A 25,536-nucleotide genomic window follows, 5' to 3' on the forward strand; every position below is an offset into this window, starting at 1 on the left:
CCGGGAGTTTCCCACCAACAGCGATTCTCGACAATGCCCGAGATTCGCTGCAAAGCCCGGAAGAGCGTGCGTTCCGCTTTCGGCCCCTGGGTAAAGGAGGTCGCCTGGCCGCACGCGGCGCGCAGGAGAGGGCATCGTTGCAGCCGCGACGATCACTCCGGCACGCCGGCGATGCCCAGCGCCTCGACGTAGCGCTCGGCGAACACCTTGTCCAGCCACGGGTTGATCTGTCTCTGCAGGGTGAGCGTGAAGGTCGGGAACGCCTCCATCAGCCGGCGCGCCGCGGCTTGCGCCTCGTCCAGACGGTTGAGCTTGACCAGCGCCATGATCACCACACGGTGCGAGGAGCCGTAGTTCGGCATCTCGTGCAGCGCGCGTTCTCCCCATGCCAGTGCTTCCTCGTAGCGCTCGAGCATCAGATAGCTCATCCCGATGCCGGAGAGCGCGATGCCTTTCTCGGGGTCGACCGGACTTAGCCGCATCGCCCTGTGAAAGTGCTCGATCGCCACGAGCGGGCGGCTGGAATGCGCGTTCACCCAGCCGCTGCCGGTATGGCCCTGCGCCGAATTGGGGTTGAGCAGCAGGGACCGTTCGATCGTGCCCAGCGCCATCTCGTATTCCTTCGCGCTGTAGGCGATCACCTGCGCCGCGAAGCGCAGGCTCGTGGGGTCGTCGCGCGCTTCCGCCAGCACCTCGCGCGCCATACGCGCGGCGACTCGCACATCGTCGGGCTCGTGCCAGCACTGGCTCACGGATAAGCTGCGGATATAGGCGCCGAGTGCCTTCGCCAAGGTGAAGCCCGGGTCGATGCTGAGCGCCTCGTTGGTGAGTCGGCGCACATCGGCAAAGCCTTCGCGCGTCATGCTGTAGAAGCGCGGCAGTGCGCGAAGATAGAGGTCGTAGGCGCTGATGTAGTCGGTCGGCTTCATGCGCGCCTGCTTGATCTCCTCCAGCCGGATGCTCGGCTCGACAGCACCGACGACGCTCTCGGTCACCTTGTCCTGCAAGTCGAAGATGTCGCTCACGTCGCCTTCGAAGCGGCCGGTCCAGACATGGTGACCGCTGATCGCGTCTACCAACTGCCCGCTGATGCGCACGCGAGATCCGGCTCTGCGGATGCTGCCTTCGAGCACGTAGCGGACGCCCAGCTCGCGCCCGACCTGGCGCAGGTCGACCGCCCGGCCCTTGTAGGTGAAGGACGAGTTGCGGGCGATCACGAAGAAGGAGTTCACCCGGCTCAATCCCGTGATGATGTCCTCGACCAGCCCGTCGGCGAAGTATTCCTGGTCAGGGTCGCCGCTCATGTTGGTGAAAGGCAAAACCGCGATCGAGGGCTTCTCGGGCAGGGGAGGCGGTGCAGCCACCGAGGCGCTGGCGTCGGTCTCGACGCGGTAGGCGCGCACGGGCCGCTCGATGTTCTTGAGGCGCAGGTTGCCGAGCGGGGTGAAGCCGCAGTCGAGCTTGCCCTGGAGGTGGTCGTAGGCGGTGCCCGAGACGACCACGGTCCCGGGATCGGCGGCGCTTTCGAGGCGGGCGGCGATGTTGACCCCGTCGCCGTAGAGGTCGCCGTCCTCCTCGCAGACCACGTCGCCGAGATTGACGCCGATGCGCAAGCGAATCCGCTCTTCCTCCGGCGTCTCCGCCTCGTGTTCCGCCACAGCCTGCTGGATCGCCACCGCCGATGTCACCGCATTGACGACGCTCGCGAATTCGCAGAGCATGCCGTCGCCGGTGAGCTTGACGATGCGCCCCTGGTTCTCGGAAACCAGCGGTTCGAGGAGGTCCTTGCGGTAGGCCTTCAGCCGCTCGAGCGTGCCGCGTTCGTCGCGCTCCGTCAGGCGCGAATAGCCAACCACGTCGCAAGCCAGGATCGCTGCGAGGTGGCGCTGCGTGGTCATGGCACGGCTCAGCCAGGCGCCTGCACGCGCGCCGTCCCCCGTCCATGTCCTGCCGGCTTCCATGCGCCTCACCTGCACGGTATCCATCTTTCCCAATCTCCGCCCGTCGCTGGAACGGAGAGCAACCTGACCTTGCCCTCACGAGATTCCGCTATCCAGCTTGCGAAACGTCGAGCGTTCAGTCGCGCTACAGTCAACCAACGACTCGCCCACGCAGCCTCTGGGGACGCTGACGCCACTTCCAGAAGGCCGGGGATGTTGCCTGGCTTGTGTAACCGGTTGACGCCACCGCGGCGGCGCTTTTGTATCGGCATCACACCGAACACTCACGCTTGGAGGTGCGAGGTCGGCAAGCGGCGAAATGCTGCCGTACGACGCCGCAGCGTTTCGGCTTAGGGCGATCTTGGGTGGGTTTATGGGCGAACCCAAATCCACCCGACAGGTATGGTATTGGAATTACACGCTTTTAGGAAACTGGTGCCGCTTGCGTGACTCGAACACGCGACCCCATCATTACGAATGATGTGCTCTACCAACTGAGCTAAAGCGGCCCGGGAAGCCGCTGGGCTTCCAAGATGCGCCGGTTGATAGACTCAACCGCCAGCTAATTCAAGATGGCTGGCGGCGAAATCCTGCGCTCATGCGCGGCAATTCCGTCGCTTGCCGCTGCGCGACAGCCTTAAGCCCCGCGCCAGCACGGCTTGCGGGCTCGCCGGCGGGAGGCTCCGATTTCGTTGCAGGCCGATCCGGCGGCGGCGACAAAAATGTTGATTCTTCAACAAAAAACGCCGAAATGGGCATTGGATGCGTCGGCAAGGCAGCCGCCCGCCCGTTGATTGACTGGTCGCCTGCGGCTAACGATCGATAACTGTGAGCGAACGCGCAGAGGGAGCTCGCTTGGACGCCATCGAGAAAGCGATCCGCAACGCCTTCGAGAAAGGCAATCCCGAGGACCGGGCGTTTCGCGAGAAGGTCTATCGCTCGGCCTTTGCCGCGCTCGATCGCGTGCTGCAGGCCAACCCGAACCTGACGGTGGAAGCCGCCATCAACCGCCGCAAGGCGGTGCAGGCCAAGATCACCGAGATCGAATCCGAATTCCTGCCGGCTGTCCAGGCCGTTCCTGACGTGACGCTTCCGCTGGACAGCGGTCCATTCGTCGGCAACGCCGCGCCGGGGCCGGCGGTCGACACGCCGAGCCAGTCTCCCGCGCCGCCGGTGGATGCCCCGCGGGGCCCCGACCAGGCGGCACCGTCGCCGTCGATCACCGTCGACGGTCCGGTGCAGCCCGACACATCGGATGCGCCGCGCTCGCGCGTGCTGCCCCGCGTGCCCGACATCATGCCGGACGAGGCGCTTCCGAACGCGCCGACGCTTGATGACTCCCCCGGAGCGTCCATCGGCAACGGCGCCGAAGTGGCGCCGGATCGCGATGAACGGCATATCCGTGGCCGGCGCCTGCCACTCACCGCCATCTTTGTCGCGGCGACTCTGCTGGCGGCTGCCGGCATCGGCCTCTATTTCGCCAAGCAGACCGGCGTCTTCAAGACGGCGGCTGAACTCAACACCGGTCCGCCAGAGCCGACCCCGACGCTGGAAGACGAAGACTCCTCGCAGCCAGCCGACACCGGTTCGCCGCAGAAGCCCGGCGAGGCGGATCAGTCGAAGAACTGGATCAACGTCTTCTCGCCCAGCGATCCGACCCATGTCAGCACACCGTCCGACGCCGCCGCAGATGTGATGAAGGACGACACCGGCCAGTTCCTGCGCGTCCGCTCGGGCGCATCCGGCTCGGCCATTGCCTTCGATGTCGGCCAGGGCGTGCTGGAAAAGCTCGCCGGCAAGCATGCCATGTTTGACATCATCGCCCGCTCGGAAGAAGGCAAGGAGACGCAGATCTCGGTCGACTGCAATTTCGGCGAGCTCGGCGATTGCGGCCGCAAGCGCTATGCCGTCGGCCATGAGCGCAACGAATACCTGTTCGACGTGCAGTTCCCGAACAAGCACCCGGGTGCGGCCGGCACCATCTCCGTCAACTCCGACTTCGACAAGCAGGGCAAGTCCGTCGACATCTACGAGATCCGCGTATCGATCGCGGAGTGACCTCGGCATCGGCAGCGAGGGGCTATCTCCAGGGATGCGACCGACCTCCCCTTGATGGGAAGGTCGGCGCGCGAAGCGCCGGGTGGGGTGAAGCGTCGGCAGATTTCTAGCTGTCGAGCAGCGCCTGCAGCGTCTCGATCCGGTCGGCCTCGGCGGCCGGCTTGTCCCAGCGCAGCCGTGAGATGCGCGGGAAACGCATCGCGACGCCCGATTTATGGCGCGTCGAGCGGTTAAGGCCTTCGAAGGCCACTTCCAGCACCAGCCCGTTCTTGCGATCGGCGCGCACCGAGCGCACCGGCCCGAACCGCTCGATCGTATGGTCGCGCACATATTTGTCGATTTGCCGCAGCTCCTCGTCGGTGAAGCCGAAATAGGCCTTGCCGACCGGCACCAGCTCTTCCGATCCCTCCGGGCCGGACCAGACCCCGAAAGTGTAGTCGGAATAGAAGCTCGAGCGCTTGCCGTGGCCGCGCTGCGCATACATCAGCACCGCATCGATCGTGTGCGGATCGCGCTTCCACTTGAACCAGGGGCCTTTCGGCCGGCCGGCAAGATAGGGCGAATCCCAGCGCTTCAGCATCACCCCTTCGATGATCGGATGCGGCGGCGCCTGGCGCAGCCGCTCCAGCGTCTCCCAATCCGAAAATTCGACCAGCGGCGAAAGGTCGAAGCGGCTGGGATCGAGCGTCTGGACGAAGGCTCCGAGCCGGGTGCGGCGCTCGGCGAAGGGGAGGCTGCGCAAATCCTCGCCGTTGATTTGCAGCGCGTCGTAGCAGCGCATGAAGGCCGGATATTGCTGCTGGATTTTTGGCGAGACGCTCTTGCGGTTCAGCCGCTGCTGCAGGTCGGAGAAGGTTCCGGTCGCCTCGCGCGGGTCGCCGACCAGCAATTCGCCGTCGAGCGCCGCCTCGAAATCCATCGTCGCGGCGAGGTCCGGGAAGGCGCCGGAAACATCGTCGCCGGTGCGCGAATACAGCCGGCGGATGCCGCCCTCGCACACCGCCTGGACGCGGATGCCGTCCCATTTCCACTCCGCCGCATAATCGGCCGGTTCGAGCTTTTCCAAATCGCCGTTGTCGACCGCGTTGGACAGCATCACCGGCCGGAACAATGCGAGCGCGGCGCTTCTCGGTTTTTCCGCCCGGCCTTCCAGCCACGCAAAGAGCGCCGTGTAGGGAGGCGTCAGCCCGTGCCAGAGCTCCTCGATCTCGACGACATCGACTTGGCCGAGATCGGCCAACGCCTGCTTGGCAAGCCGCGCCGACACGCCGATGCGCAACCCGCCGGTAACCAGCTTGATGATGGCGAAGCGCGCAGAGATGCTGGCGCTGTCGAGAAGCCTGGCGAGCACCTGCGGCCCGTCGGAGCGGCTCGCCGCCTGGAGCTTGCCGACCACTTCGGCGAGCGTCGGCGCGTGGTTCGGCATGTGGCCGGCCGGCTGCGGCCAGACCAGCGACACCGTCTCGGCGAGATCGCCAACATAATCGTAGGAATAGCCGAACAGCACGGGGTCCATCCGCTCGACCACCAGCCCGCGCAGCATCGCCGGCTTCACCGCCGCGATCGACAGATCGCCGGTGATCGCCGCCAGCGCCAGTCCGCGGTCGGGATCCTCGACGCTACGGAAATAGTCGGTGAGCAGCGTCAGCTTGCCGTTGCGCGAAGGCGTCAGCACCAGCCGGTCGAGGAGCTCGGCGAAGCGGTTCATGCGCGACACGCCAATGACGAAAGCCGGCGCGAGGCACCCCTCTCTGTCCTGCCGGCCATCTCCCCCTCAAGGGGGGAGATCAGATGCCGCGCCGGCTTTCGCCAATCTCTCGCGTCGCGGGAGATGCGTCGGCGCTGAAACTGCCAATCTCCCCCCTTGAGGGGGAGATGTCCGGCAGGACAGAGGGTGGCGCCGTAGAACTCGGCGGCGGCGATTGGCGAACACTGTTCCATCAATCGCCCTCGTCCTCATACCCAACAAGATGCAGCGGCCGCGCGGCGATGCCCTCCAGCTCGCACCAGCGCACCAGCGCTTCCTCGCGGCCATGCGTCACCCAGATCTCCGCGGCGCCGGTTTCCTTGATCGTGGCGATGAGCTCGTCCCAGTCCGCATGGTCGGAAATGATCAGCGGCAGCTCGACGCCGCCCTGCTTGGCGCGCTGACGGATGCGCATCCAACCTGAAGCGAAGCAGGCGATCGGGTCGGGGAAGCGCCGCGCCCAGCGGTCGGCGAACGCGGCCGGCGGCCCGACGACAATGGCGCCTTCGAAATCGGCCTTGCCGCCGCTTTCCACCGTCGCCGGTTCGATCTGCCCCAGATCGATGCCCTGGCTCTGGTAATACTCGCTGAGCTTGGCGAGCGCGCCGTGGATGTAGATCGGCCTGTCGTAACCGGCCTCGCGCAGCAGCCGCATGACGCGCTGCGCCTTGCCGAGCGCATAGGCGCCGATCAGGTGCGAACGCTCGGGAAATTGTGTCGCCGATTTGAGCAGGCGCGCGATCTCCTCATGGTCCGGCGGGTGCCGGAACACCGGCAGCCCGAAGGTCGCCTCGGTGATGAAGACATCGCAAGGCACCGGCTCGAACGGCAGGCAGGTAGCGTCCTTCTGGCGCTTGTAGTCGCCGGAGGCGACGATGCGCAGGCCCTGATGCTCGACGACGATCTGCGCCGAACCCAGCACATGCCCGGCCGGATGGAAAGTGACGGAGACGCCGTTGATATCAATCGTCTCGCCAATGACTGCTGCCTGCGTGGTTTCGGCGAAATCCTCGCCATAGCGCAGGCCCATGATGTCGAGCGTTTGCTGTGTGGCGAGCACCGAGCGGTGGCCTGAGCGCGCATGATCGGAATGGCCGTGCGTGATCAGTGCGCGGCTGACCGGCCGCACCGGATCGATGAAGAAATCGCCTGGCGGGCAGTAGAGCCCTTCGGGTCGTGGCTTGAGCAGGTCGCTGGCGCGCATGGCCTTGAACATAGTGGCTGAATTCGACGCGGGAAGCCTGGTTGCAACAGACTGCTGACTCGTCCTACAGCCGGCCGCCGGTTCGCACACCGGCGGGACCAATGGAACCATGAAACCACTTCAGGCCTCGTCCGGCTATTTGACCGCCGACCGTCGCGCCGACTTTGCCGAGATGCTGCTGGCCTCCGGCGAGCCTGCGCAGGCGGCGGAGCTTTTGCTTGGCGCGCTGGAGCTGGCGCCGCAATGGGCGGCGGGCTGGTTCCGGCTCGGCGAGATGCAGGAGGCCGCACGTTTTCCCGACCAGGCAGCCCAGGCATGGGCGATGGCCATGAAGCTCGATCCCGCGGACCGGCTGGGTTCCGCGCTCAAGCTGCAACTGATCGGTCATGCGCCGGTGGCAGCGGCTCCGCCCAGCGCTTTCGTCGAGACCCTGTTCGATCACTATGCCGACAGTTTCGAGCAATCGCTGGTCGGGAAACTCCGCTATCGGATGCCCGAGTTTCTCGAGCGCGCCATTCGCGCGGCGAGCCCGAGCCGGTTCCGGCTGGCGCTCGACCTCGGCTGCGGCACCGGCCTGATGGGCGAAAGGCTGCGCCCGATCGTCGACCGGCTGGAAGGCTATGACATTTCGAGCAGCATGTTGCGGAAGGCGCGCGCCAAAGGCATCTACGACCGACTTTCCAAGTCCGATCTCCAGCATTTTTCTCGACCCGACGCGAAAGCCGACCTCGTGGTCGCCGCCGACGTGTTCATCTATGTCGGGGCGCTCGAACGCATTGTTAGAGCAATTGCCGACAGTCTGGTCGATGAAGGGCTCTGTGTGTTCTCGGTCGAGACACTTGCCGGTGGCGATGACTTTGCATTGCTGCCCTCGCGGCGCTACGCGCATTCCGAGGCTTATGTGCGGCACGTTCTCGCCGACAGCGGGTTTGCGATCCTGTCGCTGGAAAGCACGACCATCCGGCATGACCGCGGCGAGCCAGTAGGAGGCCTTGCGGTGATAGCCCGTCGCAGGCCGGCGGAATGAGGGCGACGGCTGCTCGCGAAAAAGCCCGAATCGCGTGTCGGCTTAAGGCGTGGCGATACGGCACGGAGAATTACCATGCGCTGGACCATGGCTGTGTTGGCATCTTGCCTGATGACGGCCGGCTGCGTAGGTGGCACTTCGATGGCGGAGCGCCAGGACGAAAACGTCCAATCCTCGCTGCAATATGACAGCGTGCCCTGCGAACAGCTGCTAGCCAATCGCAACGCGCTGGCGCAGCAATACAATCTGCCGGTCACCGCAAAACCGGCTTTCTCCAATCCGGCGATGGGTTTTGGCCCGTTCACGCCGGACATGCGCTCCAGGGCGCAGCGCGACAGCGACAAGGCGAGCGGCGAGATCGACGCAATGAACCGCTCGATCGAACGGCGCGATTGCGGCAAGCCGAAGAAGAAGGACAAGTTCGCGCTGCCGGGCTCGAAGCCGGCGTATACTCAGTAACCCGCTTCGCGATCGACGACGTTTTCGAGCTTTTCGCCGCGCTCGAAGGCGGCCATCTGCCGAAGCATGATCGGCACCAGATGGGCCGGGTCCGAGGTCGCCGCCGCATGCGGCGTCACGAACACTTTCGGATGGTTCCACAACGGGCTAGTCTTCGGCAGCGGCTCGACCTCGAACACGTCGAGGCTCGCTTCCTTCAGCGTGCCGTCGTCCAGCGCGCGCAGGATGTCGGCATCCTTCTGCAGCCGCCCGCGCCCGGCGTTGATCAGCACCGAGCCGCCGAGGCCGTTGCGTTTGCGCAATTCCTTCAGAACGGCGTAATTGACGATGCCTTGCGTGCGCGGCGTCAGCGGCAACAGCACCACCAGGATGTCGGTGGCGTTGAGGAAGGGGATCAGCCCGCCTTCGCCGGAATAGGTCGACACGCCCTGCATCGGGTGCTCGGTGCGCGACCAGCCGTTCACGGCGAAGCCTAGCGCCAAAAGCACCGATGCCGCGGCGCGGCCAAGGTTGCCGAGACCCATGATGCCGACCGAGATGTCGCCGGCCGGGCGTTGCGGCGGCTCGTGCCAGGTCTTCTTCTGCTGTTGCGCTCGGTAGAGCATGCCCTGGCGATGGTGGTCGAGCACGCGCCAGACGACATACTCGGTCATGTATTGCGTGAGATTGTCGGCAACGACCCGGACGATCGGCACCTCGGGCAGGCCGGGGTCGGCGAAGATATGGTCGACGCCTGCGCCGATCGAGAAGATGGCGCGCAAATTGGGCAGCGACGACAACAGATTCGGTTTCTGCTTCCACACCACTGCATAAGCGATCGAGGGATCGCTCGGACCATCGGGCTCCAGCACCACCTCGCGCTCGGCCGCGAGCAGTTCGCGCCAGCGCTGCGGGTGAAAGCCGGTGAGGGCAAGCAGAACTTTGCCTTTTTCCATTCGTGGAGTGTCTTTCCTGTATTTCCAGCCTACTCGCTGACGACCCCGGTCGGTGCCGTTTCGATCCGGAACGCGGCCGAGATCAGCGCCCTCGTATAGTCGGTTTGCGGGCGGTCGAAAATCTGTTCGGACGGCCCGGCTTCGACGATCTGACCATTGCGCATGACGATCACGTCATTGGCAAGGGCGCGGATGACCTTCAGGTCGTGGCTAATGAAGAGATAAGCGAGGTTGTGCCTGGCCTGCAGGTTGCGCAACAGATCGACCACCTGCGCCTGCACGCTCATGTCGAGCGCCGAGGTCGGCTCGTCGAGCATGACGAAGCGCGGGTTGAGCACCATGGCGCGGGCGATGGCGACACGCTGGCGCTGGCCGCCCGAGAATTCATGCGGATAGCGGTGACGCGTCTCCGGGTCGAGACCGACTTCCTTCAACACCTCGACGACCTTGTCGTCGCGCTCATCGGGCGAGAGTTTCGACGCGTGGATCTTCAGCCCTTCCTCAATGATCTCCGCGACCGACATGCGCGGGCTCAAGGATCCGAACGGGTCCTGGAACACGATCTGCAGCTCGCGCCGCAGCGGCCGCATGGCGCTGAAGGAAAGCTGGTTGATGTCGCGCCCGTTGAAGTTGATCGCGCCCGTGGACGAGATCATCCGCGCAAGCGCCAGGCCGAGCGTCGTCTTGCCGGAGCCGGATTCACCGACCACGCCGAGCGTCTGGCCGGCGCGTACGGTAACGTCGATGCCGTCCACCGCCTTCACATGGTCGACGGTGCGGCGGAAGAAGCCCCGCTTGATCGGGAACCAGACCTTGATGTCCTTGCCGGTCATCACCGCCGTGGCATCGGCATTCGCCGCCGGCGGTTTGCCCTTCGGCTCGGCGGCCAAGAGGTGCTTGGTATAGGCGTGTTGCGGGTTGGCGAAGATCTCCTTGGTCGGCCCGGTCTCGACTATTTTGCCCTTCGTCATGACGCAGACGCGGTCGGCGATCTTTCTGACGATGCCGAGGTCATGGGTGATGAATAGCATCGACATGCGCTTGCGGCTTTTCAGGCCGGCGAGCAGTTCGAGGATCTGCGCCTGCACGGTCACGTCGAGCGCCGTCGTCGGCTCGTCGGCAATCAAGAGTTCCGGCTCGTTGGCCAAGGCCATGGCGATCATGACGCGCTGGCGCTGGCCGCCGGAGAGCTGGTGCGGATAGGCATCGAGCCGCTTCTGCGGGTCGCGTATCCCGACCTCGGTGAGCAGCTCCAACGTGCGAGCGTGGGCCTGGCGATCGCCCAGCCCCTGATGCAGCTTCAGCACCTCGACGATCTGCTGCTCGATCGTGTGCAGCGGATTGAGCGAGGTCATCGGCTCCTGGAAGATCATGGTGATCTTGTTGCCGCGCACGCCGCGCAGCGTCCTTTCGTTGGCGTGGAGCAGGTCGGCGCCGTGGAACAGGATCTTTCCCGAGGGGTGGCTGGCCGACGGATAGGGCAACAGCTTCAGCACCGACAGCGCGGAGACCGATTTGCCGGATCCGGATTCGCCGACCAGCGCGACCGTCTCGCCCTTGCCGATCTCGAAGGAGACGTGGTCGACGGCGATCGATTGCGTGCCGCCTTGCGCGAAGGCGACACTCAAATCGCGGACGGAAAGCAGAGGCTCGCTCATTTGAACGTCTTGCGCGGATCGAAGGCATCGCGCGTCGCCTCGCCGATGAAGACCAGCAGCGACAGCATCAGCGAAATCACGATGAAGCCGGAGATGCCGAGCCAGGGCGCGTTGAGATTGCGCTGCGCCTGCTTCAGCAATTCGCCGAGCGAGGCCGAACCCGGCGGCAGGCCGAAGCCGAGATAGTCGAGCGAGGTCAGCGTCGAGATCGAGCCCGAGAGCAGGAAGGGCAGGAAGGTCAGCGTCGCCACCATGGCGTTGGGCAGGAGATGGCGGAACATGATGGTGAGGTTGGGCACGCCAAGCGCGCGCGCCGCGTTGACATATTCGAAGTTGCGCGCGCGCAGGAACTCGGCCCGCACCACGCCGACCAGCGCCACCCAGGAGAACAGCAGCATCAGGCCGAGCAGGATGAAGAAGCCGGGCGGCAGGATGGCGGAGACGATGAGCAGCAGATAAAGCACCGGGATCGCCGACCAGATCTCGATGAAGCGTTGAAACAGAAGGTCCGTCCAGCCGCCGAAATAGCCTTGCACCGCGCCCGCCGCGACGCCGATCAGCGAGGAGCCGAGCGTCAGGATCAGCCCGAACAGCACCGAGATGCGGAAGCCGTAAAGCACGCGTGCCAGCACGTCCCGCGCCTGGTCGTCGGTGCCCAGCCAATTCCAGTTGCCGACGACGCAGTTGGGATCGGCTTCGCCCTGCGGATACTGGCTGCAGCGCGTCTTCTTGTCGTAGAGCCAGGACGGCTTGGCGGGTGCGGCTTCTGGGATGGCGTTGTTGACCGTTTGATAGGAGTAGCGGACCGGCGGCCAGATCATCCAGCCATTGGCATTGATCTCGTCCTGGATCACCGGATCGCGATAGTCCGTGACGGCATAAAAGCCGCCGAATTTCTCCTCCGGATAGGCGACCAGCACCGGAAACAGGATCTCGCCCTTGTAGGAGGCGATGATGGGCTTGTCGTTGGCGATCAATTCGGAAAACAGCGACAGCACGAACAGCAACAGGAAGATCCACAGCGACCAGTAGCCGCGCCGGTTCGCCTTGAAGTTTTGCAGCCGCCGCTGATTGAGCGGCGACAACCACGGCCGGGCGGCGCGGGCCGGCTTGGTTTCTGCCGAAGCTGCCGTCATCAGACGTCTCTCCGCTCGAAATCGATGCGCGGATCGACCCAGGTGTAGATCAGGTCAGACAGCAGGGCGACGAACAGGCCGAGCAGCGAGAAGATGTAGAGATTGGCGAAGACCACCGGATAGTCGCGGTCGATCACCGATTTGAATCCGAGCAGGCCGAGCCCGTCGAGCGAGAAGATGTTCTCGATCAGCAGCGAGCCGGTGAAGAAAGCCGAGATGAAGGCGCCAGGGAACCCTGCGATAACGATCAGCATGGCGTTGCGGAAGACATGGCCATAAAGCACTTTGCGCTCCGACAGACCCTTGGCGCGCGCCGTCACCACATATTGCTTGCGGATCTCCTCGAGGAACGAGTTCTTGGTCAAAAGCGTCGTCGTGGCGAAGGCCGACAGCACAAGTGCGGTCAGCGGCAGCGTCATGTGCCAGAAATAGTCGATGATCTTGTCCGGCCAGGACAGCTGGTCCCAATTGTCGGAAACGATGCCGCGGAGCGGGAACCAATCCCAGAACGAGCCGCCGGCAAACAGCACCATCAAAAGGATGCCGAACAGGAAGCCGGGGATGGCATAGCCGACGATCACCACGCCGCTCGTCCAGACATCGAAGGTCGAGCCGTCCTGCACCGCCTTGCGGATGCCGAGCGGGATCGAGATCAGGTAGGAGAGCAGCGTGATCCAGAGCCCGATCGAGATCGACACTGGCATCTTTTCCAGGATCAGGTCGAGCACCGAGATGTCGCGGAAATAACTGTCGCCGAAGTCGAAGCGGGCATAGTTCCACAGCATCATGCCGAAGCGCTCGAGCGGCGGCTTGTCGAAGCCGAACTGCTTTTCGAGCTTCTTGATGAATTCGGGGTCCAACCCTTGGGCCCCGCGATATTTCGAGCCGACATCGCCGGCGACGTCGAAATTGGTGGCGCCCGCGTCGCCACCGCCGCCGCCGAGGCGATCCGTGCCGCCCTGGTTGGTGAGCTTGGCGATGACCTGCTCGACCGGGCCGCCCGGCGCGAACTGGATGACGGCGAAGGAGATCGCCATGATGCCGAACAGCGTCGGGATCATCAGAAGGATGCGGCGCAGGATATAGGCGCCCATCAGATGTTGCCCTCCTTGGGGAAGACCACTGTATCTGGAGGCGTCCCCGAGGCAATCGCTTCAGACCAATTGTCGGCGTCGGCGCCGCCGCTCATCGTCCTGCCGGACATTTCTCCCCGTAAAGTGACGGGGAGAAAGGGGCTGGCCGCGATCTCGGCACGTTCGCCACGGCGCTTGTGATTGGCGAAACCATAGATGATGGCTTCCCGCTCCCCGTCACTATACGGGGAGAGGATGCCGGCAGGCAGGTGAGGGGCGGCACCGACGCCCGCAAGAAATTCACCCTTTGCCAATTTTCGCCGCCTTGCCCTTGTCGACCCACCACAGCGCTTCGACCGGAAAGCCGAAATCGGGCTTCTGCTCGGGAAAGCCGAACATGTCCCAATAGGCGCTTCGGTGATTCGCCAGATACCAACTTGGAATCCAATCGCGCCGAGCGCGCAAGGCCCGATCGAGCGCCCGCATGGCGACGGTGAGGCTCTCACGGTCCTTGGCCGCGCCGACGGCGTCGATCAGCGCGTCTAAAGCCGGACTCGCTATGCCCGGCAGGTTCCGAGAGCCTGAGACCGACGCGCTTCGCGAATGGAAGAAGGTCTCAAGGTCATCACGGGTCGGGGTTGCGCTAAAGGAGAAGGCGGCGGAGATCATGTCGTAGTCGAATGTGTTCTGTCGCAATTGATACTGCGCGGCATCGACCAGCCGGATTGAGGCATCGATGCCGACAGCCTTCATATTGTCGACCCAGGGCGAGTAAATCTGCACGAACGCGTCGTCGTCGACGAGGATTTCGGCTGATAGCCGTCCGCCCTTGTCGTTCACGACAAACGCGCCGGATCGCTTCCAGCCGGCCTCGGCGAGAAGCTTCGCCGCCTTGCCCAGCAATTGGCGGTCGCGGCCTGAGCCGTTCGATACAGCCTGGGTCACGGCTTCGCCGAAAGTCTCGGGCGGAATCTGATCCCGCAGCGGCTCCAGCAAAGTCAGTTCCTGCGGCGACGGCACGCCTTCGGCGCGAAAATCCGATTTCTCGAAGCAAGACTGCGAGCGCTCATATGAGCCGTAGAAGAAATTGCGTCGGGTCCATTCGAAGTCGAAGCAGAGTGCGATCGCCTGCCGAACGCGGGAGTCCCGGAACTGTTCCCGCCTTTGATTGACGGCGGTGGCCTGCATGGAAGGCACCTTTTCCGCCGGGAATTCGTGCTTCACCACCTTGCCGGCCGTGACAGCCGGAAAATCGTAACCCGTGGCCCAGACACGCGAAACGGATTCTTCCCTGTAGAGGATCTCGCCCTTCTTGAACGCTTCGAACGCGGCGTTGCGGTTCTGGTAGGATTCGATGCGAATGCGCTGGAAATTGTTCTGGCCGCGATTGACCGGAAGATCGTTGCCCCAATAGTCGGCCACCCGCTCATATTCGATCCAGGCCCCGGCCGACCAGCGGCCGATCTTGTAGGCGCTTGAACCCAACGGAGGATTCATCTGCGAGGAATCGAACGGATTGGCCGTATAGAAGGCTTTCGACAGGATCGGCATCTGGACGACGTTGAGAATCGTGCGGGAGGCCTGCTTGCCTGAGAATTTGAGTTCAAGCGTGTGGGCGTCCACCGCTACGGCGTCCTCCAGATGCGTCAGCGACAGCGAATAGTCTGGGTGCCCCTTGTCCTTCAGCAGCTTGAAGGTGAAGGCGGCATCCTCGGCCGTCAGCGGCGTGCCGTCGTGGAAACGGGCCTGCGGGCGCAGCGAGAAGGTGAAGCCGTTGCGGTCGTCGGAAATCGTGACCCCGTCGGCGATCAGCCCATAGACGGCGTCGGGCTCGTCAAGCGCCCGCACCATCAGCGCATCGAAGCACATTTCCGTGCGCTGCGGCGCATCGCCCTTGGGGACGAATGAATTCAGGGTGCTGAAGGTCAGCGGGGTCTGGTTCGCGACCCAGTTGAAAGGCTGGAAATTGAAGGTGCCGCCTTGCGGCGCATCGACGTTGACATAGTCGAAATGCGCGAAGTCAGGCTTGTATTTCAAATCGCCGAACGCCGACAGCCCATGCAATTTGACACCGGTCGGGGTCTGGGCGAAAGCCCGACCCGGCAGCAGCGCTGCGGCAGTCGCCGCCGCGCCGAGCGCCAGGAAGTCGCGACGAGGAAGCAATGTCTGCCGCCTCATCAGTTGCCCCTGTATTTGGCGGTCAATGCCTTTTCCTTCGCCGTATCGATCCACCAGGAGTCGATATCGGCGCCACGGTAGCTGGGCTGCTTTTCGGGCATGCCGAACTTGTTCCAGTAGGCAAGCCAGACCACCGCCCGGTAGTATTGCGGCACGGTATAGTAGTTCCACAACAGCACGCGATCGAGCGCATGAGTGGCGGCGACGAGATCGTCGCGGTCGGTGGCGAAGATGACGCGGTCCACCAGCGCGTCGACGACCGGGTCCTTGATGCCGGAGTAATTGCGCGAGCCGGGTGAATCGGCGGACTTCGAACTCCAGAAATCGCGCTGTTCGTTGCCGGGCGAATCCGACTGCTGCAGCACGTTGGTGATGACGTCGTAGTCGAAATTGTTGACGCGGTTGACGTACTGGCTGGGGTCGATGATGCGCAGCGTCGCATCGACGCCGATCTTGCGCAGATTGGCGATATAGTTGCCGGAGAGGATCTGATCCGTGTCGGACGTGCCGAGGATCTCGAATTTGAACGGCGCGCCGCTCTTGGCGTTCATCATCTTGCCGCCCTTGATCACCCAGCCGGCCTGGGCGAAGAGGTCGACAGCCTGCTTCAGATATTTCCGCTCCGCTTGCGGTGAGTCGTAGACCGGCAGCTTGAATTCCTGGGTGAACAGTTCAGGCGGCAGCTTGTCGCGATACTTCTCGAGGATTTCGAGTTCCTTGCCTTGCGGCAATCCGCTCGACGCGAGTTCCGTACCTTGGAAATAGCTTTGGGTGCGCGTGTTGGAATTGAAGAACAGCGTTCGGTTCATCGTCTCGAAGTCATAGGGATAGGTTAGCGCCTCGCGGACCCGGCGATCCTGGAACAGCGGCCGGCGCTGGTTCAGCATGAAGGCTTGCATCGGCTCCGGCGAAGTGGTCTTGAATTCCTTTTTGATCACGTCGCCGGCGTTCACCGCCGGAAAGTTGTAAGCCGTCGCCCACCGCCGCGAGCTGTTTTCGGCCTTGATGTCGTCTAGCCCGCCCTTGGTAAAGGCCTGCCACGCAGCATTCTCGTCCAGTATGTAGGTGAAGCGCTGAGTGTCGAAGTTCTCCCGGCCGATCTTCACCGGCAGCTTGGCGCCCCAGTAATCAGCCACGCGCTGCCAGACGATCTCGGAACCCGGCTTGAAGCTGGCGATCTTGTAGGCGGCTGATCCCAGCGGCGGCTCGAGAGTCGGCCTGGTGATGTCGCGCTTCTTGCCGCTGGCATCGGTGCCCTCCCACCAGTGCTTCGGCAGGACGACCAGATCGCCGATAATCTTGGGCAGCTCGCGGTTGCCCTTCTGGTTGAAATGAAACTCGACCTCGCGGTCGGAAATCGCCACCGCGTCGGTAACGTTCTCGAAATAGCGGTTGTATTGGGGGGCGTTGGCCTTCAGCACCTGGAACGACCAGACCACATCGTCGACGGTGATCGGCTGGCCGTCATGCCATTTCGCTCGCCGGTCGAGCCGGTAGGTCGCAGAGGAATAGTCGGGCGGGTATTTATAGGCCTCGGCAACCAGCGGGTGGCTGACGCTGCCCTCGTCGGTCGCCTGGTCCATCAGCGTGTCGTAGAGCAGGCCGCCGCCGAACCCGGCGAGCCCCGCGGCCGGCGACCCCGGCACGATATAGGGATTGAAGCTGTCGAAAGTGCCGACAACGACGGAGTCGTGGGCGCCACCCTTGGGAGCGTCCGGATTGACATAGTCGTAGCGTTGGAAATTTTCGCCGTATTTGGACGGGCCGGTCAGCGAGGACGTGGTGTGCCACTCATCAGCGAGGCTGGCCTGCAGGCTGGCGGCGAAGGCGATCGCCAGCATCGATGCGAAAAACGTCCGGGAGCGGCCGACCGTCATGCGTTCTCCTCGTCGCAACAGTACCCACCGGCAATCTAGATCATTTGACGCCGGTGAAAACCGCAAGCGCCGGCTTTTGTCTCAGCATATGCGGCTTTCCGAACAAAAAAGCCGGGACGAACCCGGCTTTTCCAAGGTGTCTTTATGACGAAATGTTTATTGCGCGGGCGCGACCGGCTTGGCCGGGGCGGCACCTTCGGCCGGCTTTGCCGGAGCCGCACCTTCGGCCGGCTTGGCGGGTGCCGTACCTGCGGCCGGCTTCGCCGCGGCGGCGCCTTCGGCGGGCTTGGCTTCCGCCGAAGCGCCCGGCTGCGGCAGCGGCTTCGGATTGTCCGACAGCGTGCGCAGATAGGCGATCACGTTGGCGCGGTCCTCATCCTTCGGCAGGCCGGCAAAGCCCATCGCCGTGCCCTTCACGAACTTCTTCGGCGCGTTGATGAAGTGGTTGAGGTTGTCGTAGGTCCACTTCTCGGCGCCGCCCTTGGAGAAATCCTTCATGCCGGCCGAATAGGCGAAGCCCTCATGCTCGGCGACGGGGCGATCGATGATGTCCCAGAGGTCCGGACCGACCTTGTTGGGGCCGCCCTTTTCGCCGGAATGGCAGGCCTGGCACTTCTTGAAAATGGCGGCGCCCGTCTCGGCATTGGCGGTCGCGAGCAGGTCGGCGATCGGCTTGGCTTCGGCCGCGGGCGCGGCAGCGCCGCCGCCTTCGGCCGGCTCGGCCGCCTCGATGGCGAAGCCCGGCTTCTCGGGAGCGGGGGAGGCAAACAGCCCGTCGGAAACGATGCCCACGGAAAAGACGACGAAACAGGTTCCGAGGAATCCGGCGAGCAGCTTGTTGACTTCGTTGGAATCCATACGCCCCTTGCTCCCTTTTCCGGCGGACCGTCCCGTCCACTCCGTCCGTCGGTATAGCGAAGGCCCCAACGGGCCCGTTAAATCGCGCGGAAACTAGGTCTTTTGCTTCGTCGTTGCAACACCTATAAGGGCGCTTCCAGTGAGACGTTTTGCCACTTTCCATCCGCTTCCCCGGCTGTCCCAGAAGTCCCATGTCGACATTGATCCTGATCCCCGCCCGCATGGCCTCGACGCGCCTGCCGGGCAAGCCGCTGGCCGACATCGCCGGCGCGCCGATGATCGTCCATGTCGCCCGCCGCGGCGCCGAGGCTGGGCTCGGCCGTGTGGTGGTGGCGACCGACACCGAAGCGGTCGCCTCGGCGGTAAGGGATCACGGTTTCGAGGCGGTGATGACGCGCGCGGACCACGAATCGGGATCCGACCGCATCTTCGAGGCCCTCACCCTGCTGGACCCGGAGAAAAAGGTCGAAACCATCGTCAACGTCCAGGGCGATCTGCCGACCATCGATCCTCAGATCATCGGCGCATCGCTGCGGCCCTTCGCCGACCCGTCGGTCGACATAGCCACGCTCGGCGTCGAGATTGTGCGCGACGAGGAAAGGACCAATCCGAACGTGGTCAAGATCGTCGGCTCGCCGCTCTCGGCGACAAGGCTGAAGGCGCTCTATTTCACGCGCGCCACGGCGCCGTGGGGGGAGGGCCCGCTCTATCACCACATCGGCCTCTATGCCTACCGCCGGACAGCGCTGGAACGCTTCGTGGCGCTGAAGCCGTCGCCGCTCGAACGCCGTGAGCGGCTGGAGCAGCTGCGGGCGCTGGAAGCCGGCATGCGCATCGATGCCGAGATCGTCCGGTCGCTGCCGCTCGGCGTCGACACGCCCGACGATCTCGAGCGCGCCAGGCAAATTCTTTCAAACTGAGACATCCGTAAGCGAGACCTTGGCGCATGCCTGAAAAGACCAACAGAATATCCTTCCAGGGCGAGCCGGGCGCCAATTCCGATACCGCTTGCCGCAACATGTTCCCCTCGATGGAGCCGTTGCCCTGTCCCACCTTCGAAGACGCCTTCAACGCGGTCGAGACCGGCAAGGCCGAGCTCGCCATGATCCCGATCGAGAACACGATTGCCGGGCGCGTCGCCGACATCCATCATCTTTTGCCGGAATCGCGCCTGCACATCGTCGGCGAGTATTTCCTGCCCATCCATTTCCAGCTGATGGTGCTGCCGGGCGTGAAACGCGAAGAGATCAGAAGCGTGCACAGCCATATCCATGCCCTTGGCCAATGCCGCAAATACATCCGCAAGAATGGCTGGAAGCCGGTTGTCGCCGGCGACACGGCGGGATCGGCCAAGATGGTCTCCGAGGTCAAGGACCGCACGATGGCGGCACTTGCGCCTGCGCTTGCCGCCGAGCTCTACGGCCTCGACATCATCGAGAAGAATGTCGAGGACACCGACTCGAACGTCACCCGCTTCGTCGTGCTGACCAAGAACAAGCAATGGGCCGAGCGCCCCTCGCTGGAAGCCAAGATGATGACCACCTTCATCTTCCGCGTCCGCAACGTGCCGGCCGCGCTCTACAAGGCCATGGGCGGCTTCGCCACCAACGGCATCAACATGACCAAGCTCGAGAGCTACCAGCTCGGCGCTTTCACAGCGACGCTGTTTTATGCCGACATCGAGGGCCACCCCGATGATCCGCTGGTCAAACTGGCGCTCGACGAATTGCGCTTCTTCTCGCGCGAGATGCGCATTCTCGGCGTTTATCCGGCAAGCGCGTCGCGCGAGCAGTGGAAGGTCGCCGATTAGGCCCGGGTCGCGCTAAAAGCCCAGCGGCACGTAGTCGATCTCCATGAACGCCTCGACCTCAGGCAGCCAGCGGTCGCGCACGAAGGCGACGTGGTCGGGATGCTCGTTGTATCTGGTGTAGGCAGCCTGGTCGGCGAACTCCATCGAGAAGCCGAACTGATAGTCGTTCTTGGGGCTCACTTGGCGCAGCTGCTCGAAATGCGTCACACCCTTGATCCCCGTCAGGATCTTCTTGGCATCGTGGAGGAACCGCTTCGCCTCCAGCGAATGCGGCGGATGCTTCAGCGTGAACACGACGGTATGACGGATCATTTCTCGGCTCCTATTCGCTGTTGACCCAGGCGCGGATGAGGTGGTGGGCGATCGCTCCTTTCGGCGGCGTGATCAGGCCGCCGGGGTGCGTTCTCTCCAGCATCGAGCGCACCTCATCGCGCGAAAACCAGCGGCAGTCTTCGAGCTCGTTCAGGTCGGCCTGGATGTCCTCGTTGAGCGGCTCGCCGAAGCAGCCGATCATCAGCGAATAGGGGAACGGCCAGGGCTGGCTGGCGTGGTAGACGACGCGGCCGAGCCGGATTCCGGCCTCCTCCAGCGTCTCGCGGCGCACCGCCGCCTCGATTGTCTCGCCGGGCTCGATGAAGCCGGCAAGGGCCGAATACATGCCGGGCCCGAAATGCCGGCCGCGCCCGAGCAGGCATTTCTCGCGCGTCGCCGTCAGCATGATCGCCACCGGATCGGTGCGCGGGAAGTGGTCGGTGCCGCAGGCCGGGCAATGCCGCCTGTAGCCGCCGGCGCGCATCTCCGAGCGATTGCCGCATTTGCTGCAGAAAGCGTGGCTGGCATGCCAGGCCAGCAGCGCAGCGCCTTGCGCCAGCGCACCGGCCGCCGCTTCGTCGATCAGCCCTTGCATATAGACGGAGCGGTAGTCGATCGCCTTCACCGTTTCCGGCAGATTTTCCGGTTCGATCCCGGCGGGCACCGCCAGCACCGGGCCGCTCTCCGAGAGGCCGAGCAGCACGCCGCCGTCGAGCGAAACCTCGAAGGCCTCGCTTTCCGCCGCCTCGAACCATGGGTCGAATTTGCCGTCGTCGAGCTTCAGATAAAGCCTGCCGCCATGCATCAGCATCAGCCGCGCCGATCGCTCGCCAAGCGCCTTCTCGACCGCGTCGTCGGCGCGGTTTTCCGATTGCCGATCGATCCGGTTGCCGGCGAAACCGACGAATTGGCTCGGCTCGCGCAAAGGCGCGTCAAACAGACGAAAGTTCATAGGAGACTCGAGGAAAGCGCGGGGTGGACACTGATGGGCTTATAGCGCTGCCTTGATCTTTTCGGCAAACCGGCGGATGTCGGAGCGCTCATACGGCTCGCGCATGCCATGCCCCCAGACCGGCCCTGGCCAGCCGGGGTCGCTCTCGCTGCGGGCGATGACATGGACGTGCAGCTGGCGCACGATGTTGCCGAGCGCCCCGGTGTTGATCTTGGTGCAGCCGGTCACCCGCTTCAGCGCGTGCGCCACCATATTGGTCTCGAAGGTCAGCATCGTCTGGTCGAGCGGCGTCAGGTCGTGGATTTCCTCCACGCCCGGCCGCTGCGGCACCAGGACCAGCCACGGCCAGCGGCGATCGTTCATCAGCCGGAGCTCGCACAGGCCGAGCCACATGAGCTGCTCACTGTCCGCCTCCAATCGGGCGTCCAGTGTGAAACCGGCCTTTAGGCCAGGCAGCATGGGCGTTTCCCTCACTTTTCGAGAATGCTTCAAACCCTGAACGCTAGAGCGACGGCAAGGTGGCTGCAAGCGAATCATTGACCGCTCCTGCGGATTTGAAGGTCGTCTGCACCGCATGGCCTGGCCGGTGATCCACTACGACCCTTGCATTTCGCCGCTGAATTGCCGATATGGAGCTTGGGAGGTTGGTGGTGGACGATCCACTCGCCAACCGGGTCAGGTCCGGAAGGAAGCAGCCCTAACGAGCCCGGAACGGGTCATTGTTCCAGCCTCCCGCCTCTTCGCCTTTCTCCCGCGACATTGACGGCGCCGAGCCGTGCGGGCCAGACTATGCGCAGGAATCGGCCGCCTTCCGTCGCGGTCCTTGGAGCTTTTGACGGCGAATGAGCGAAGCCGGAAATTCGGGGCCAGAAAGCCTGGAGACAGGAAAGGCCGGCGCCTATCGCGTGCTGGCGCGCAAATACCGCCCCTCCAGTTTCTCCGAACTGATCGGCCAGGAGCCGATGGTCGGCACGCTCACCAATGCCTTCGCCACCGGCCGCATCGCCCAAGCCTGGATGCTGACCGGCGTGCGCGGTGTCGGCAAGACGACGACGGCGCGCATTCTCGCACGCGCCCTGAACTATAAAACCGCCATCGTCGACCAGCCCTCCGTCGACCTTTCGACCCCCGGCGAGCATTGCCAGGCGATCATGGAAGGCCGCCATGTCGACGTCATCGAGATGGACGCGGCCTCCCACACCGGCATCGACGACATCAGGGACATCATCGACCGCGTCCGCTACGCGCCGGTCTCGGCCCGCTACAAGGTCTACATCATCGACGAAGTGCACATGCTCTCCACCCAGGCCTTCAACGGCCTGTTGAAGACGCTGGAAGAGCCGCCGCCGCATGTCAAATTCATCTTCGCCACCACCGAGATCCGCAAGGTGCCGATCACGGTTCTATCGCGCTGTCAGCGCTTCGACCTGAGGCGCATCGATGCCGGCGCGCTCGTCGCGCATCTTTCCTCGATTGCCGCGAAGGAAGGCATTTCCGTGGATGATGAGGCTTTGGCGATGATTGCGCGGGCCGCCGAGGGCTCGGCACGCGATTCGCTCTCCATCCTCGATCAGGCGATCGCCCATGGCAGCGGCACCGTCAGCGCCGCCGCCGTTCGCGCCATGTTGGGCTTGGCCGACCGCGCCCGTATCATCGACCTGTTCGAGCACGTCATGAAGGGCGATGTTGCGGCGGCCTTGTCCGAATTCCGCGCACAATACGATACCGGCGCCGATCCGGCCGCGGTGCTCACCGACCTGGCGGAATTCAACCACCTCGTTACGCGTCTGCGGTTCGTGCCGGCCGCGGCCAATGATGCCTCGCTCTCCGAGGACGAGCGGCGGCGCGGCGCCGAATTTGCGAGCACGCTGTCGGTGCGCGTGCTCTCGCGAACCTGGCAGATGCTCCTGAAAGGTATTCCCGAGGTGCAGTCCTCCAACCGTCCGGTCAGCGCCGGCGAGATGGTGCTGATCCGGCTGGCGCACGCCGCCGACCTGCCGACGCTGGACGAAGCGCTGAAATCGCTCGAGGGGGCGGCCCCTGTGCCGAATGGCGCTCCGCGCGCCAATGGAGCGCCGGCAAGCAGTGGCGGCGGCACAAATGCCGTGGCGCCGGCGCGGATGCCGGCCTCTAACGGCGGAGGGCAGACCATGCGGCTGGTCGAGATGCAGCCCGCGCCCGCCGCCTTCGTCCCGGCGCCCGAACCGGTCATCGAAACACCGGCCGTTCCGGTGAAGTCGCTGGCCGACATCGCGGCCCTGGCCGATGCCAACCGCGACATCGCCTTCAAGGTGTTGGTCAAGCGCTGCGTGCGGCTGGTGCGCATCGAGCCTGGCCGCATCGACGTCAGCCTGACCGACGATGCGCCCAAGATGCTGCTCAACGACCTGACCTCCAAGCTGCGTGCCTGGACCGGCCGCAACTGGCTGGTCTCGCTGTCGAAGGAAGAGGGTAGCAAGACGCTGGCCGAGATGGAGACGACAAAGCGCGAGAACGCCTTCTCCGATGCCAGGAGCGATCCGACCGTCGCCGCCATCCTCGCCCGCTTTCCCGGCGCCAAGATCATCGACGTGCGCATTCCCGATGTGCCGGAAGCGGAAGGCGCTGACGCCGACCTGCCGGTTGAGCCGGCTGCCGACGACGAAGAGATTTAGAGCTGACGAACGCGTCAGGGAAAGAGTACGGACCGGTTTCGGTCAAGATCATATTCGCGTTAACGTAGATTCCAATAAGAGGAAGTTTCACGATGAAGGATCTTCTCGGCCTGATGGGCAAGGCAAAGGAAATGCAGGCCAAGTTCCAGGCCATGCAGGATGAGATCGCCACCCTGGAAGCCACTGGGCAGGCGGGTGGCGGCCTGGTCAGCGTGACCCTGACCGGCAAGTTCGAAATGAAGGCGCTGAAGATCGATCCGTCCTTGCTGAAGGACGACGAGGTGGAGATCCTCGAAGACTTGCTGTTGGCCGCTCACAATGATGCCAAAAATAAGGTCGAGCTGGTCATGCAGGAAAAGACCAAGGCATTGACTGCGGGCTTGCCTATACCGCCCGGAATGAAATTGCCGTTCTAAGGCATCTGCCACCAGTTAATTGATGGTGAACGAAAATTGAGCCCGGGCCGCAATATTAACCATTTTGCCGGCATGCTCACGGGCTCATTTCGCGACATTCATAAAGTTTTACCCAAGTCCAGAGGTTGCTAACCATCTAGCCATCTTTTTGCCTGAAAGAGTCTCATTCTTGCCACATCTCGGGGCGGGCTGGCATCTGGAAATGAGGCTTTTTTGTTGATCGCGACGCGATGGAAGACGCCGCTGCTGCTTATCGGCATCGCCGCTTCCCCCTTGCTCCTGGCCGGCTGCAGCCAGACCGCTTCACATGGCATGTCGGTGGCGAGCCTGACCGACGCCGTCACCCCGAGCTTCCTCAGCTCGCGTTCCTATAAATACTCGATGAAGGACAAGGAGTGCCTGCAAAGGGCGATGTTCTTCGAGTCCAACCGGTCGAGCCGTGACGGCATGATCGCCGTCGGCACGGTCGTGATGAACCGGCTACGCTCGGGACAGCATGGCAGCACGATCTGCGAGGTCGTCGGCGAAAAGGGCCAGTTCGCCCCGGGCGTGCTGACGCGCCCGATGAATTCGCGGGCATTGCCAGATGTCGAGGAAGCCGCCGAGGCAGTGCTGAAAGGCGAGCGCAAGGCCAAGCTCAAGAACACGATGTTCTTCCACACCGCCGGCCTGCGTTTCCCCTACAAGAACATGCACTACACGATGGTGGCCGGCGGCAATGCCTTCTATGAGAAGCGCGGCCGCAACTGGCAGCCGTTGCCGGATGAGCCGATGCTCGCCATGGCCTCCGGCAAGTCGCAGAAGACCGACCCCACCGCTCCGGTCCTCGTCGCTTCCGCCGAGCCGGTGGTCAAGACGATCGTTCACGCTGATCCGGCCAAGCAGGCCGCTACGACCGCGGCTGCCGCGCCAGCGCTTCCGGCCAAGACCACAACCGTTGCTGCCCAGCAGACCTATGTGACGGCCTCCGCCGCGCCAGGGCAGAAGGCCGGCCGCGTCACGGCGAAGCCGATCATGGTGGCGATGCAGGAGCCGATGGAGGAGCCCGACGCCTCCCGCTTCGGCGGCACGTTGAAAGGTCGCTACATCACCTCCGTTCCGAGCGCTCCGCAGGAAGCGGCGATGGGATTCCAGTCGACGCCTGAGAACACCGACGCCATCGGCGCGCTGATTGTCAGCCAGTCCCGGCCGCTCGAAGCCTACTGAGCCAACCCGCCATCAAATGATCCGCCTTGACGGCAT

At 63.9% G+C, this 25,536-nt stretch carries 22 protein-coding genes, 1 tRNA gene and 1 other RNA gene; 9 read left to right on the plus strand and 15 right to left on the minus strand.

The window, feature by feature from the left end:
* Window positions 1-152: 152 nt before the first annotated feature.
* Together P9254_RS19575 and P9254_RS19580 are read right to left on the minus strand one after the other, a co-directional pair.
* On the minus strand, window positions 153-1,985 hold the full coding sequence (locus tag P9254_RS19575; protein ID WP_245418680.1) for an adenylate/guanylate cyclase domain-containing protein: 1,833 nt from the start codon (window positions 1,983-1,985) through the stop codon (window positions 153-155).
* 388 nt (window positions 1,986-2,373) lie between these two features.
* Window positions 2,374-2,449: transfer RNA gene (locus tag P9254_RS19580), tRNA-Thr, on the minus strand.
* 346 nt (window positions 2,450-2,795) lie between these two features.
* On the opposite strand from P9254_RS19580, the gene P9254_RS19585 reads away from it, so the two are divergent.
* Window positions 2,796-3,998: a hypothetical protein gene (locus tag P9254_RS19585; RefSeq protein WP_278057259.1), complete on the plus strand. Its 1,203-nt coding sequence runs from the start codon at window positions 2,796-2,798 to the stop codon at window positions 3,996-3,998.
* Window positions 3,999-4,104: 106 nt separating this feature from the next.
* Here the strand turns inward: P9254_RS19585 and P9254_RS19590 are convergent, their stop codons facing one another.
* Window positions 4,105-5,706 (minus strand): cisplatin damage response ATP-dependent DNA ligase, encoded by a 1,602-nt coding sequence (locus tag P9254_RS19590; protein WP_278057260.1) that lies wholly within the window; start codon window positions 5,704-5,706, stop codon window positions 4,105-4,107.
* A gap of 232 nt (window positions 5,707-5,938) precedes the next feature.
* The gene (locus tag P9254_RS19595) at window positions 5,939-6,949 is read right to left on the minus strand and encodes a ligase-associated DNA damage response exonuclease (protein WP_278057300.1); all 1,011 of its coding nucleotides are present in this window, start codon (window positions 6,947-6,949) and stop codon (window positions 5,939-5,941) included.
* A gap of 109 nt (window positions 6,950-7,058) precedes the next feature.
* On the opposite strand from P9254_RS19595, the gene P9254_RS19600 reads away from it, so the two are divergent.
* Together P9254_RS19600 and P9254_RS19605 are read left to right on the plus strand one after the other, a co-directional pair.
* A complete protein-coding gene (locus P9254_RS19600; protein ID WP_278057261.1) occupies window positions 7,059-7,976 on the plus strand; it encodes a class I SAM-dependent DNA methyltransferase in 918 nt (305 codons plus the stop codon).
* A 75-nt stretch (window positions 7,977-8,051) separates the two neighbouring features.
* Complete coding sequence (locus P9254_RS19605; protein ID WP_278057262.1) at window positions 8,052-8,435, plus strand: hypothetical protein; 384 nt, start codon at window positions 8,052-8,054, stop codon at window positions 8,433-8,435.
* Here the strand turns inward: P9254_RS19605 and P9254_RS19610 are convergent.
* The 8 genes from P9254_RS19610 to P9254_RS19645 all read right to left on the minus strand — a co-directional run bounded on the left by P9254_RS19610 (window position 8,429) and on the right by P9254_RS19645 (window position 18,150).
* Window positions 8,429-9,370 (minus strand): 2-hydroxyacid dehydrogenase, encoded by a 942-nt coding sequence (locus P9254_RS19610; protein WP_127247606.1) that lies wholly within the window; start codon window positions 9,368-9,370, stop codon window positions 8,429-8,431. The genes P9254_RS19605 and P9254_RS19610 overlap by 7 nt on opposite strands.
* A 29-nt stretch (window positions 9,371-9,399) precedes the next feature.
* Entirely contained in the window at window positions 9,400-11,028 is a 1,629-nt protein-coding gene (locus tag P9254_RS19615; RefSeq protein ID WP_278057263.1) for an ABC transporter ATP-binding protein, read from the minus strand.
* Window positions 11,025-12,164, minus strand: a complete 1,140-nt coding sequence (locus P9254_RS19620) for an ABC transporter permease (protein WP_066996224.1) — start codon at window positions 12,162-12,164, stop codon at window positions 11,025-11,027. Before P9254_RS19620 ends, P9254_RS19615 begins: the two co-directional genes overlap by 4 nt.
* Entirely contained in the window at window positions 12,164-13,258 is a 1,095-nt protein-coding gene (locus P9254_RS19625) for a microcin C ABC transporter permease YejB (RefSeq protein ID WP_066996227.1), read from the minus strand. Before P9254_RS19625 ends, P9254_RS19620 begins: the two co-directional genes overlap by 1 nt.
* The gene (locus P9254_RS19630; protein WP_278057264.1) at window positions 13,258-13,551 is read right to left on the minus strand and encodes a hypothetical protein; all 294 of its coding nucleotides are present in this window, start codon (window positions 13,549-13,551) and stop codon (window positions 13,258-13,260) included. Before P9254_RS19630 ends, P9254_RS19625 begins: the two co-directional genes overlap by 1 nt.
* On the minus strand, window positions 13,538-15,415 hold the full coding sequence (locus P9254_RS19635) for an extracellular solute-binding protein (RefSeq protein ID WP_278057265.1): 1,878 nt from the start codon (window positions 15,413-15,415) through the stop codon (window positions 13,538-13,540). The genes P9254_RS19630 and P9254_RS19635 overlap by 14 nt, the downstream gene beginning before the upstream one ends.
* Entirely contained in the window at window positions 15,415-17,292 is a 1,878-nt protein-coding gene (locus P9254_RS19640) for an extracellular solute-binding protein (RefSeq protein ID WP_067324474.1), read from the minus strand. The genes P9254_RS19635 and P9254_RS19640 overlap by 1 nt, the downstream gene beginning before the upstream one ends.
* Before the next feature lie 156 nt (window positions 17,293-17,448).
* Window positions 17,449-18,150, minus strand: a complete 702-nt coding sequence (locus tag P9254_RS19645) for a c-type cytochrome (protein WP_095799305.1) — start codon at window positions 18,148-18,150, stop codon at window positions 17,449-17,451.
* 191 nt (window positions 18,151-18,341) lie between these two features.
* Between P9254_RS19645 and P9254_RS19650 the strand changes: the two genes are divergently transcribed.
* Window positions 18,342-19,070: a 3-deoxy-manno-octulosonate cytidylyltransferase gene (locus P9254_RS19650; protein WP_278057266.1), complete on the plus strand. Its 729-nt coding sequence runs from the start codon at window positions 18,342-18,344 to the stop codon at window positions 19,068-19,070.
* A gap of 26 nt (window positions 19,071-19,096) precedes the next feature.
* Window positions 19,097-19,960: a prephenate dehydratase gene (locus tag P9254_RS19655; protein ID WP_066996244.1), complete on the plus strand. Its 864-nt coding sequence runs from the start codon at window positions 19,097-19,099 to the stop codon at window positions 19,958-19,960.
* A 12-nt stretch (window positions 19,961-19,972) separates the two neighbouring features.
* Here P9254_RS19655 and P9254_RS19660 read toward each other — a convergent pair whose 3' ends face one another.
* Genes P9254_RS19660 through P9254_RS19670 form a run of 3 tightly spaced genes read right to left on the minus strand, consistent with a single transcriptional unit; the run spans window position 19,973 to window position 21,683 of the window.
* Window positions 19,973-20,272 carry a Dabb family protein gene (locus P9254_RS19660; protein WP_278057267.1) on the minus strand — a complete coding sequence of 100 codons (300 nt, stop codon included), beginning with the start codon at window positions 20,270-20,272 and terminating at the stop codon, window positions 19,973-19,975.
* A 10-nt stretch (window positions 20,273-20,282) separates the two neighbouring features.
* Window positions 20,283-21,224: an NAD(+) diphosphatase gene (gene nudC, locus P9254_RS19665; RefSeq protein WP_278057268.1), complete on the minus strand. Its 942-nt coding sequence runs from the start codon at window positions 21,222-21,224 to the stop codon at window positions 20,283-20,285.
* A gap of 39 nt (window positions 21,225-21,263) precedes the next feature.
* On the minus strand, window positions 21,264-21,683 hold the full coding sequence (locus P9254_RS19670) for an HIT domain-containing protein (protein WP_066996253.1): 420 nt from the start codon (window positions 21,681-21,683) through the stop codon (window positions 21,264-21,266).
* 180 nt (window positions 21,684-21,863) lie between these two features.
* Here P9254_RS19670 and ffs point away from each other — a divergent pair.
* The 4 genes from ffs to P9254_RS19690 all read left to right on the plus strand — a co-directional run bounded on the left by ffs (window position 21,864) and on the right by P9254_RS19690 (window position 25,500).
* Window positions 21,864-21,960: signal recognition particle sRNA small type (gene ffs, locus P9254_RS19675), an RNA gene on the plus strand.
* Between the two features lie 106 nt (window positions 21,961-22,066).
* Complete coding sequence (locus P9254_RS19680) at window positions 22,067-23,878, plus strand: DNA polymerase III subunit gamma/tau (protein WP_278057269.1); 1,812 nt, start codon at window positions 22,067-22,069, stop codon at window positions 23,876-23,878.
* A gap of 92 nt (window positions 23,879-23,970) precedes the next feature.
* Window positions 23,971-24,294 carry a YbaB/EbfC family nucleoid-associated protein gene (locus tag P9254_RS19685; RefSeq protein ID WP_066996259.1) on the plus strand — a complete coding sequence of 108 codons (324 nt, stop codon included), beginning with the start codon at window positions 23,971-23,973 and terminating at the stop codon, window positions 24,292-24,294.
* A gap of 216 nt (window positions 24,295-24,510) precedes the next feature.
* Complete coding sequence (locus tag P9254_RS19690) at window positions 24,511-25,500, plus strand: cell wall hydrolase (protein WP_278052525.1); 990 nt, start codon at window positions 24,511-24,513, stop codon at window positions 25,498-25,500.
* Window positions 25,501-25,536: the final 36 nt, after the last annotated feature.

Source organism: Mesorhizobium sp. WSM4983, assembly GCF_029625765.1.
In the GTDB taxonomy this organism is placed as follows: Bacteria; Pseudomonadota; Alphaproteobacteria; order Rhizobiales; family Rhizobiaceae; genus Mesorhizobium.

Coding starts and splice junctions, on each gene's coding strand:
- P9254_RS19575 (WP_245418680.1), bottom strand. CDS start 1,985: ATGGATACCGTGCAGGTGAGGCGCATGGAAGCCGGCAGGACATGGACG.
- P9254_RS19590 (WP_278057260.1), bottom strand. CDS start 5,706: ATGAACCGCTTCGCCGAGCTCCTCGACCGGCTGGTGCTGACGCCTTCG.
- P9254_RS19595 (WP_278057300.1), bottom strand. CDS start 6,949: ATGCGCGCCAGCGACCTGCTCAAGCCACGACCCGAAGGGCTCTACTGC.
- P9254_RS19600 (WP_278057261.1), top strand. CDS start 7,059: ATGAAACCACTTCAGGCCTCGTCCGGCTATTTGACCGCCGACCGTCGC.
- P9254_RS19605 (WP_278057262.1), top strand. CDS start 8,052: ATGCGCTGGACCATGGCTGTGTTGGCATCTTGCCTGATGACGGCCGGC.
- P9254_RS19610 (WP_127247606.1), bottom strand. CDS start 9,370: ATGGAAAAAGGCAAAGTTCTGCTTGCCCTCACCGGCTTTCACCCGCAG.
- P9254_RS19615 (WP_278057263.1), bottom strand. CDS start 11,028: ATGAGCGAGCCTCTGCTTTCCGTCCGCGATTTGAGTGTCGCCTTCGCG.
- P9254_RS19620 (WP_066996224.1), bottom strand. CDS start 12,164: ATGACGGCAGCTTCGGCAGAAACCAAGCCGGCCCGCGCCGCCCGGCCG.
- P9254_RS19625 (WP_066996227.1), bottom strand. CDS start 13,258: ATGGGCGCCTATATCCTGCGCCGCATCCTTCTGATGATCCCGACGCTG.
- P9254_RS19635 (WP_278057265.1), bottom strand. CDS start 15,415: ATGAGGCGGCAGACATTGCTTCCTCGTCGCGACTTCCTGGCGCTCGGC.
- P9254_RS19640 (WP_067324474.1), bottom strand. CDS start 17,292: ATGACGGTCGGCCGCTCCCGGACGTTTTTCGCATCGATGCTGGCGATC.
- P9254_RS19645 (WP_095799305.1), bottom strand. CDS start 18,150: ATGGATTCCAACGAAGTCAACAAGCTGCTCGCCGGATTCCTCGGAACC.
- P9254_RS19650 (WP_278057266.1), top strand. CDS start 18,342: ATGTCGACATTGATCCTGATCCCCGCCCGCATGGCCTCGACGCGCCTG.
- P9254_RS19655 (WP_066996244.1), top strand. CDS start 19,097: ATGCCTGAAAAGACCAACAGAATATCCTTCCAGGGCGAGCCGGGCGCC.
- P9254_RS19660 (WP_278057267.1), bottom strand. CDS start 20,272: ATGATCCGTCATACCGTCGTGTTCACGCTGAAGCATCCGCCGCATTCG.
- nudC (WP_278057268.1), bottom strand. CDS start 21,224: ATGAACTTTCGTCTGTTTGACGCGCCTTTGCGCGAGCCGAGCCAATTC.
- P9254_RS19670 (WP_066996253.1), bottom strand. CDS start 21,683: ATGCTGCCTGGCCTAAAGGCCGGTTTCACACTGGACGCCCGATTGGAG.
- P9254_RS19680 (WP_278057269.1), top strand. CDS start 22,067: ATGAGCGAAGCCGGAAATTCGGGGCCAGAAAGCCTGGAGACAGGAAAG.
- P9254_RS19685 (WP_066996259.1), top strand. CDS start 23,971: ATGAAGGATCTTCTCGGCCTGATGGGCAAGGCAAAGGAAATGCAGGCC.